General features: G+C 69.5%; 6 protein-coding genes. 5 read left to right on the top strand and 1 reads right to left on the bottom strand.

Annotated elements, in window-relative coordinates; translation table 11 throughout:
* The first annotated feature begins 500 nt into the window (after window positions 1-500).
* The gene (locus tag ACSVC7_RS32195; RefSeq protein WP_483509132.1) at window positions 501-2,897 is read left to right on the top strand and encodes a glycosyltransferase family 4 protein; all 2,397 of its coding nucleotides are present in this window, start codon (window positions 501-503) and stop codon (window positions 2,895-2,897) included.
* An 80-nt stretch (window positions 2,898-2,977) separates the two neighbouring features.
* On the opposite strand, the gene ACSVC7_RS32190 is transcribed toward ACSVC7_RS32195, so the two are convergent.
* Window positions 2,978-3,379, bottom strand: a complete 402-nt coding sequence (locus ACSVC7_RS32190; RefSeq protein ID WP_448208714.1) for a DUF6165 family protein — start codon at window positions 3,377-3,379, stop codon at window positions 2,978-2,980.
* A gap of 363 nt (window positions 3,380-3,742) precedes the next feature.
* On the opposite strand from ACSVC7_RS32190, the gene galE reads away from it, so the two are divergent.
* The 4 genes from galE (at window position 3,743) to ACSVC7_RS32170 (ending at window position 9,102) form a co-directional block, all read left to right on the top strand.
* Window positions 3,743-4,792 carry a UDP-glucose 4-epimerase GalE gene (gene galE / locus ACSVC7_RS32185; protein WP_448208715.1) on the top strand — a complete coding sequence of 350 codons (1,050 nt, stop codon included), beginning with the start codon at window positions 3,743-3,745 and terminating at the stop codon, window positions 4,790-4,792.
* 247 nt (window positions 4,793-5,039) lie between these two features.
* A complete protein-coding gene (locus ACSVC7_RS32180) occupies window positions 5,040-6,041 on the top strand; it encodes a lysylphosphatidylglycerol synthase transmembrane domain-containing protein (RefSeq protein ID WP_448208732.1) in 1,002 nt (333 codons plus the stop codon).
* Complete coding sequence (locus ACSVC7_RS32175; RefSeq protein ID WP_448208731.1) at window positions 6,038-7,546, top strand: glycosyltransferase; 1,509 nt, start codon at window positions 6,038-6,040, stop codon at window positions 7,544-7,546. The genes ACSVC7_RS32180 and ACSVC7_RS32175 overlap by 4 nt, the downstream gene beginning before the upstream one ends.
* Before the next feature lie 203 nt (window positions 7,547-7,749).
* A complete protein-coding gene (locus ACSVC7_RS32170; RefSeq protein ID WP_483509129.1) occupies window positions 7,750-9,102 on the top strand; it encodes a UDP-glucose dehydrogenase family protein in 1,353 nt (450 codons plus the stop codon).
* The last annotated feature ends 268 nt before the right edge of the window (window positions 9,103-9,370 follow it).

The following is a 9,370-nucleotide window of genomic DNA, read 5'->3' as shown; positions in this document are numbered from 1 at the left end:
GATACTGGTCGCCGAGGTCGATCACCGGCTTCAGCTTGGTCGAACCGCACACGCGGCACGTCTGACGATAACGCGGATGCAAGACGCCCCCTTTTCGATCGCCTACTGGATCACTTCTGCGCGGTGTTGCACCGGCGGACAACGCTGGTCTGGGTCAGACCGTGACGCTCTTTAACGCAAGCCCCCCGTCCCCGCAAGGAAAACGGAAATGCCGGACAGCCCCTGTTGCCCCGCGTCATCGGACGGGCGGGCGTGCTGAAAAGGCCTCCGTTTGCGCTTGTCTCGCCGTTGTTCTCGCTTATAGAGTGCCGCCGCTTTTTCCGGCCGCTTCCGGCCTGTCGGACAGGGGAGGCGTCCCGGAAAGGCGGCCCGGGAAAGCAAACAGAACCGGCCCTTCCTCCCTCCGGCCCTTCCGCCGGACATGCCACCGCGACGCGGTGCTCCGCACTCGATCAAGGCGCGCCGGGCCCTTTGGGGCCCATGCTTTTGGAGCCCATCCGATGAACAGCCAAGCCACGACGCTCTCCGGGACCGAACGCGCGCGGGTCGCTCCGCCGGAGGGCGGCGCGACGGCGTCCGCCAAGGGCCTGCCGATCCACTTCTTCACCATCGTGCTGAACGGGGAGCCGTTCATCCGCTATCACGAGCGGGTGTTCGCCGAGCTTCCCTTCGAGTGGCACTGGCACGTCGTGGAGGGCGTGGCGGCCCTGAAGCACGACACGGCCTGGAGCGTGGAGGCCGGCGGCCGGGTGCTGGACAGCGTGCACGACCAGGGGCGCAGCAACGACGGCACCTCGGCCTATCTGGACGAGCTGGCGGCGCGCTTTCCCGACCGCGTCACCCTGCACCGCAAGCCGCTGGGCGCGTTCTGGGACGGCAAGCGCGAGATGGTCAACGCGCCCCTGCCGCACATCACCAAGCCCGGCCTGCTCTGGCAGGTCGACGCCGACGAGCTGTGGACCGCCGAGCAGATCCGCACCGTCCACGCGATGTTCGAGGCCGATCCGCAGCGCACCGCCGCCTATTACTGGTGCGACTATTTCGTCGGTCCCGACCGCCTGATCAGCACGCGCCACAACTACGCCCAGAACCCGCAGCAGGAATGGCTGCGCACCTGGCGCTTCGAGCCGGGCATGACCTGGGCCGCCCACGAACCGCCCACCCTGGTGGACGCGGAGCAGCGCAACATCGCGCGCATCAAGCCCTTCACCCACGACGAGATGGAGGACGCCGGCGTCGTCTTCCAGCATTTCGCCTACGTGACCGAGGCGCAGGCCGCCTTCAAGGAAAGCTACTACGGCTACAAGGACGCCCGCGCCCACTGGCGCCGCCTGCAGGAAGCGACCGAGCCGGTGCTGCTGCGCGACTACCTGCCCTGGGTGAGCGACGAGACGCTGGTCGACACCGCCGCGGCGCGCGGCGTCGTGCCGATCACCGTCCCGGACGGTAACGGTGATGGCGGCTGGTGCTTCCTCGACCCCGCCGAGGTGGCGGAGGAGCGCGCGAAGCTGGCCCCCGCGCATCCGAAGATCCTGGTCGACGGGGTCTTCTACCAGCACCTCAACTCCGGCATCGCGCGGGTCTGGACGGCGGTGCTGAAGGCCTGGGTGGCCTCGGGCTTCGCGAAGCATGTCGTGCTGCTCGACCGCGCCGGCACGGCGCCGCGCATCCCCGGCGTCCACACCCGCACCATCCGCGCGCACAGCTACGCCGCGACCGGGGCGGACAGCCTGTATCTGGAGCGGGTCTGCCGGGAGGAGGGGGCGGACCTGTTCGTCTCCACCTATTATTCGACCCCGGCGACCACGCCGTCGCTGTTCATGGGCTACGACATGATCCCGGAGGCGCTCGGCTTCCCGCTCGCCGACGAGTCCTGGAAGGAGAAGCACCGGGCCATCCTGCACGCCTCGGCGCATGTGATGATCTCCAGGAACTCCGCGCGCGATTTGGAGCGGATGTTCCCGTCGGTCCCGGCGGACAGCACGGCGGTGGCCTACTGCGGGGTGGACGCCGGGTTCCGCCCGGCCGATCCGGCGGAGGTGGAAGCCTTCCGGCGCGAGCACAAGATCGACCGGCCCTACATCCTGATGGTCGGCGACCGCGCCGGCTATGAAGGGTACAAGAACGGCATCCTGCTGTTCCGCGCCCTGAAGGCCATGGCCGAAGCCGGCGGCACCGGCGACGTCATGGTGGTGTGCGTGGGCGGCCGGCCGACGATCGAAGAGGAGTTCACGGCGCTTGCCCCGCGCGTGCCGGTCGTGCGCCTCAGCCTGAAGGACTCCGAACTGCGGCTGGCCTACGCCGGGGCGCGGGTGCTGGTCTACCCGTCGCGCTACGAGGGCTTCGGCATGCCGATCGTGGAGGCGATGGCCTGCGGCTGCCCGGTCATCACCTGCGCCAACTCCTCCATCGTCGAGGTGGCCGGCGACGCGGCCCTGTTCGTGGGCGAGGACGACGCCGCCGGAATGGCCGAGCGGCTGCGCGAGGTCGCCGACCCGCAGCGCCGCGCCGATCTGGTCCGCCGCGGCCTGGAGCAGGCGAGCCGCTTCACCTTCGAGGCCATGGCCGACACCATGGCCCGCGCGCTCACCGACGCGGCGCGCGGCGTCGCCGAGGGCTCCCTGCCCAAGCCGCAGCCCGTCTGGAACGAGGTGAAGAGGCTGCTGGTCGAGAACCAGGAGCTGAAGCAGACGCTGGCCGCGGTGAACGCCCAGGCCGCGGTTCCGGTCGCACCGGGCGTCGTGGTGCCCGACCTCGGCGACGAGCTGGCGCGCTGCGGCCGCGACCTTGCCGCGGCACGCGAGGCGCTGGAATCCATCCAGCGGAGCCCCTTCTGGCTCCTGCGCCGCCTGGTGGTGGGCAGCCTGCGCCGGGCCGGGGTGCGCCGGCGCGGGTGATCGCAAAAAAGCCCCCTCCGGCGGGTAAGCCGGAGGGGGCTTTTCGAGCGAAGAGGACGCCGGGGAAAGGAACGCCGGTATCAGTAAGCGGCGTAGCTCTTCTCTTCCACGATCCGCGAGTTGAAGAGTTCGTTGATCTTCTTCTTCACCGCCGCGCGCTTGTCGTTCGTCTTGTAGACCGACCGGGCGAGCGCGACGAAGTGGTCGTCGAACCGCTTGTTGCGCTCGCAATCGCGGACGGCGTCCTCGATGTCCCAGATCTGCTGGTTGACCGCCTTGAGTTCCGCTTCGAGCTGGACCAGCTCCGCGGATTCCGGCACGCATTCACGGCGGGCCTTGTCGAGGATCTCGATTTCGAAAAGAACGTTCTTCCGCTTTTCGGGATCGGTGATGTGCTCCGACTTGATCTGAAGAATCGTGATCTTGTCGATAAGCTCGCCGATGGCGATCTCGACGAGAGGCGGCTTGACAGCATTCGTCATGATCTCAACCCTTTGACCAAGGACAGGTGACGGAACATTACAGAAAAGAAACAGAGAGGGCGCCTGACGAATTCTCGCCTTGCGACGGCGAAAGAACCCAAACAACAATTGGCCCCGTTTTCTTGCCGAAGGCTGTTACACCGCCCCCGCAGTCCGTGTCAACGCCGCGGCTTCGGGCCGGCCTGCCCGATGGAGGCACCCCGCTTCCACTGGGGAACGGGCCGGACCGTGGATGGGCAAGCTTTTCGGGTCATGTTGACAGCTCCTCCCCCTGTTCCTAGCTCAGGTTCCGCGGCTCCCGGACGGGATCGGTTGGACGGGATGGGTTGGACCGCAGGCGACACGGGAAAGGAAGCGCACCCCATGCTTGACGAAGCGGCGGCCCAGGGCCGTGTGCTGGTGACCGGTGGAGCGGGCTACATCGGAAGCCACGTGCTCCACGCGCTCACCGACGCCGGCATCCCCGCGGTCACCATCGACAATCTGTCCACCGGCCGGCGCGCGTCCGTGCCCGACGCCGTCCCCCTGGTGGTGGGGGACATCGGCTCGGCCGAGCTGCTGGAACGGACGATCCGCGAGCACAAGGTCGACGCGGTGATGCATTTCGCCGGCTCCATCGTCGTGCCGGAATCGGTGGAGAAGCCGCTCGCCTATTACCGGAACAACACCGCCAACAGCCTGACGCTGGTGGACACCTGCGTGCGGCTGGGGGTCGGCCGCATGGTCTTCTCCTCCACGGCCGCCGTCTACGGGGCGCCGGCGCGCGTGCCCATCGACGAGGAGACACCGACCGCCCCGATCAATCCCTACGGCGCCTCCAAGCTGATGACCGAGCAGATGCTGCGCGACGCCGGGGCCGCGCACGGGCTGCGCAGCGTCATCCTGCGCTATTTCAACGTGGCCGGCGCCGATCCGGCCGGGCGTACCGGCCAGGCGACGCCGACCGCCACGCACCTGATCAAGGTCGCCTGCCAGGCCCTGCTCGGCCGGCGCCCGGCGATGGCCGTCTTCGGCACCGACTACCCCACGCCCGACGGGACCTGCGTCCGCGACTACATCCACGTCAGCGACCTTGCCGAGGCGCATGTCCTGGCGCTGCTTCATCTGCGGCGGGGGGGCGACAGCCTGGTGCTGAACTGCGGCTACGGGCGCGGCGCCTCGGTGCATGAGGTCCTGCGCACGCTGGAGGCGGTCAGCGGCGAGCCGGTGCCCACCGTGCTCGCCGACCGGCGCCCCGGCGACCCGCCCCAGCTCGTCGCCGGGGCCGACCGCATCCGGGAACGGCTGGGCTGGGTTCCCAAGCACGACACGCTGGAGGAGATCGTGCGCAGCGCGCTCGCCTGGGAGCGGTCGCTGGAGCGGCCCGGACTGGCCCCCGGATTGGCAGAATCGGCGGCCAAGGCGGCGGACTGACGCCCGCGGCACGGCCCTTCGCCGGATCATCCTGAAGCGGACTTTACCCCGGCCCGCGGGACGCCGTTCCCGCGGGCCGGGGCGTTCCTGTCTTGAAATGTACGCGAAAAGAGTGGACCATGCCGCCGCGCGGACGGCGCATGGCCGAACCCCGACGTGACGCGGCCAGGGCCGCCGTCCTGATCCTTTTCCAACCGCCTGACCGCCCGCACGCGAAGTTCCGGACAGGCCCGGCGAACACCTGCTGATGAGATCCGAAGCCATCCTGCCCGCCGCCGCGTCTTCCGGCCAGAAGCTCTGGCCGCTGTTCGGCAAGATCGGGATCACCGCGGCGCTCGTCGGCTGGCTCGTCGTCCAGGCCGATTGGGCGGGCATGGCCCACCGTCTGGCGGGGGCGCCGCCGGCGCCGCTTCTCCAGGGGCTGGCGCTCAGCTTCCTCGCGGTCGGCTTCGCCGGCGAACGCTGGCGCGCCGCCTGCCGCGCCGCCGGGCTGGTGCTGACCCCGCTGAAGGCCCTGATGCTGATGACCGCCAGCCTGTTCTTCGGGCAGGTGCTGCCCGGCGCCGTCGGCGGCGACGCGGTGCGCGGCTGGCTGACCTGGAAGGAAGGGCAGGGGCCCGGCGCGGTGATCCTGGCGCTGGTGCTCGACCGGCTGCTCGCCCTGCTCGGGGTGTGCCTGCTGCTGTTCGCCGGGCTTCCCCGGCTGGCCGCGGTGGTGCCCCCCGGCATGGCCTGGATGCTGCCGGCGCTGGTCCTGCTGGGGGTGGCGGGCCTCTCCGCCGGGCTGCTGCTCGACCGCGCGCCGCTGCCGGCGCGGGTGCGCGGGCACCGGCTGGCGGACGCCGCCTTCACGCTGGTCGCCCGGCTGCGCGGCGCCCTGCTGACGCGCGCCGCGCTGACGGCGCTGGGCCACAGCGTGTGCGTCCATCTCTGCACGCTCGGGGCGACCATGCTCTACGCCCGCGCCATCGGCCTGTCCGTCGGCCCGCTCGACGTGCTGGCGGTGATGCCGACCGCGATCATTGCGACGGCCCTGCCGATCTCGCTGAACGGCTGGGGCGTGCGCGAAGGGACCATGGTGGCGGGTTTCGCCCTGTTCGGGGTGCCGTTCGAGGACGCCCTGCTGCTCTCCCTGATGACCGGGCTGTCGGTGACCCTGACGGCCCTTCCCGGCGGCCTGTCCTGGCTCGCCCTGTCCCGTGGAAGCCGGAGCGCTTCCGAAAACGCCGTTGCGGATCGCATCCCATGACCGTTGAGACCATCGAGGACACCGTGACCGACACGCAAGCCGGGACCGAGTCCCCGCGCGCCCCGTCGTTCCGTCCGCTGTCGCCCCGCCAGCGGAGCGTGCGGACGCTGTTCGACCGCCTGGCCGCGGAGCGCGACCGCTGGGTCGCGCGCAACCGCGCCTTCCACGAGGCCGACCGCGCCTACCTGCGCTTCCTCGTGCCGGAGAACGCGTCGGTGCTGGAGATCGGCTGCGGCGGGGGCGACACGCTGGCCTTCCTCCGGCCCTCGCGCGGGGTCGGCATCGACCTCAGCCCGGCGATGATCGAGCGGGCGAAGGAGCGCTACCCGGATCTCGCGTTCCACGCCGGCAACGCGGAAGACCCGGCCGTGCTGGCGGGGATCGACGGCACCTTCGACGTCATCCTGCTGTCGGACACCATCGGCTTCCTCGACGACATCGAGGAGACGCTGCACCATCTCCACCGCTTCGCGACAAAGCGCACGCGCATCATCGTCAGCTACCATTCCCGCCTGTGGGAACCGGTGCTGGAGGCCGCCGAGCGGGTCGGCCTGAAGATGCCGCAGGGCCAGCTGAACTGGCTGTCCACCGCCGACATCGTGGGCCTGCTCGAACTGGCCGGCTGGCGGCCGGTGAAGCGGGAGTGGCGCCAGCTCCTGCCGCGCCGCCTGCTCGGCCTCGGCACGCTGATCAACCGCAGCATCGCCCCGCTGCCGGGCATCCGGAAGCTGTGCCTGCGCAACTACGTGGTCGCCCGGCCCGTGCAGCCCGCCAAGCCGGAAAAGCTGCCGTCCTGCACGGTGCTGGTCCCCTGCCGGAACGAGCGCGGCAACATCGAGAACGCCATCCGCCGCCTGCCGCGCTTCTGCCCGGACCTGGAGGTGATCTACGTCGAGGGCAACAGCCAGGACAACACCTACGAGGAATGCCTGCGCGTCCAGGCCGCCTACCCGGACTGGGACATCAAGGTCATGAAGCAGCCCGGCAAGGGCAAGGGCGACGCCGTGCGCACCGGCTTCGCGGCGGCCCGCGGCGACATCCTGATCATCCTCGACGCCGACCTGACGGTGCCGCCGGAGACGCTGCCGAAGTTCTACCGCGCCATCGCGTCCGGCCAGGGCGAGTTCATCAACGGCACGCGGCTGGTGTACCCGATGGCCGACCAGGCCATGCGCTTCCTGAACTGGATCGCCAACCGCGCCTTCGCCCGCATCTTCTCCTTCCTGCTGAACACGCGCTTCACCGACACGCTGTGCGGCACGAAGGTGCTGTGGAAGCGCGACTACGACCAGATCGTCGCCAACCGTCATTACTTCGGCGATTTCGACCCGTTCGGCGACTTCGACCTGATCTTCGGCGCGTCCAAGCTGAACCTGGAGATCGTCGAGGTGCCGATCCGCTACGCCGACCGCACCTACGGCGAGACGCAGATCAGCCGCTTCAGCCACGGCTGGCTGCTGCTGCGCATGGTGCTGTTCGCCTGGAAGAAGCTGAAGGCGTTTTGATGGGGCACGCCCGGGCAGGGTCCGGACCCTGGCCGGCAAAGTGCGTGAGATGCTGCGAAAATACTGCTAAAGCGTAGGAATGTCATGAACGGCGCGCCCGCCGCACCCGCTGACCCGGCGGCGGCGGGCGATGCACGCCGGGGGCAGGCCGCTGCAAGGCTGGAAAACACGGGCAGCGCGGCTTCCGGACACGAGGGGTCCCCATGCGTATAGCGATGATCGGTACGGGCTATGTCGGGCTGGTGTCCGGCGCCTGCTTTTCGGAATTCGGCGTGCATGTCTGCTGCGTCGACAAGGACGCCGGCAAGATCGAGCGGCTGAAGCGCGGCGAGATCCCGATCTACGAGCCGGGGCTGGACGATCTGGTGGCGCGCAACGTCGCCGCCGGCCGGCTGAGCTTCACGCTCGACCTCAAGGAGGCCATGGCCGGGGTCGACGCGGTGTTCATCGCGGTCGGCACGCCGACGCGGCGCGGCGACGGCCACGCCGACCTGTCCTACGTCTACGCCGCCGCCGAGGAGATCGCCGCCAACCTCGACCACTACACGGTCATCGTCAACAAGTCGACCGTGCCCGTCGGCACCGGCCGTGAGGTCGAGGCGATCATCCGCCGCGCCCGCCCCGACGCCGAGTTCGACGTCGCCTCCAACCCGGAGTTCCTGCGCGAGGGCTCGGCCATTGGCGACTTCATGCGCCCCGACCGCGTCGTCATTGGCACCAGCTCGGAGCGCGCCGCCGAGGTCATGCGCCGGCTCTACCGGCCCTTGTACCTGATCGAGACGCCGATCGTGCTGACCGCGCTGGAGACGGCGGAGCTGACCAAATACGCGGCCAACACCTTTCTGGCCGCCAAGATCACCTTCATCAACGAGATCGCCGACCTGTGCGAGAAGGTCGGGGCCAACGTCCACGACGTGGCCCGCGGCATCGGCCTGGACGGCCGCATCGGCAAGAAGTTCCTGCACGCCGGGCCGGGCTACGGCGGCTCGTGCTTCCCCAAGGACACGCTGGCCCTGGTGCGCACCGCCCAGCAGGTGGGCAGCCCGTTGCGCATCATCGAGGCGGTGGTCGACGTCAACGACAAGCGCAAGAAGCAGATGGCCGAGCGCATCATCGCCGCCTGCGGCGGGTCGGTGGAGGGCAAGACCATCGGCGTGCTGGGCGTGACCTTCAAGCCCAACACCGACGACATGCGCGACGCGCCCTCGCTGGACATCATCCCGGCCCTGCAGGCCGCCGGCGCCACGGTGCGCGCCTTCGACCCGGCGGGCATGCACGAGGCCGGGAAGCTGATGCCCGGCGTGCAGTGGGCCAAGGACGCCTACGGCGCGCTCCTGGGGGCTGACGGCGCGGCGATCCTGACGGAATGGAACGAATTCCGCGGGCTGGACCTCGGCCGCGTCCGGCGGACCATGAGGCGGCCGGTGGTCGTCGATCTGCGCAACATCTGCAACCCGGCCGACATGGCCCGCGCTGGCTTTGCCTACACGTCCATCGGGCGCCCGCCGGCCCGGTCCCGCGAGGACGGGCGCTGCGTCGGCCGGAATGTGCGGTAGGACTTTCCCTCCTATCACCCGATCCGCACACCCGCGTCTGCGGCCTTGCCCGCAGGGCGGCGTCATTGAACCAAATTGACCGCCGGAGAAAATCGCCGCCCCCTGAAAAAAGCGCTTGCCGGGTTCGGTTCACCGGCCTATAACCCGCCTCCCCGACGCGGCGCCGCTGACGAAGACGGCGCGGCGGAAGGGAAGCGGAAGTCAAGATGCAGTAAAGTTTAGCCGGCGTGAAAACAAAGGCTTGACAGCGCAAGTCGAAGCTTCTAGA

The organism is Azospirillum mesophilum (genome assembly GCF_053470405.2).
Note: the sequence above shows the minus strand (reverse complement) of the source record. Positions and strands in the feature narration are given on the sequence as shown.

Excerpts from the sequence above, each read along its gene's own strand:
- ACSVC7_RS32190 (WP_448208714.1), bottom strand. The coding sequence starts at position 3,379 with ATGACGAATGCTGTCAAGCCGCCTCTCGTCGAGATCGCCATCGGCGAG.
- ACSVC7_RS32175 (WP_448208731.1), top strand. The coding sequence starts at position 6,038 with ATGACCGTTGAGACCATCGAGGACACCGTGACCGACACGCAAGCCGGG.
- ACSVC7_RS32170 (WP_483509129.1), top strand. The coding sequence starts at position 7,750 with ATGCGTATAGCGATGATCGGTACGGGCTATGTCGGGCTGGTGTCCGGC.
- ACSVC7_RS32195 (WP_483509132.1), top strand. The coding sequence starts at position 501 with ATGAACAGCCAAGCCACGACGCTCTCCGGGACCGAACGCGCGCGGGTC.
- galE (WP_448208715.1), top strand. The coding sequence starts at position 3,743 with ATGCTTGACGAAGCGGCGGCCCAGGGCCGTGTGCTGGTGACCGGTGGA.
- ACSVC7_RS32180 (WP_448208732.1), top strand. The coding sequence starts at position 5,040 with ATGAGATCCGAAGCCATCCTGCCCGCCGCCGCGTCTTCCGGCCAGAAG.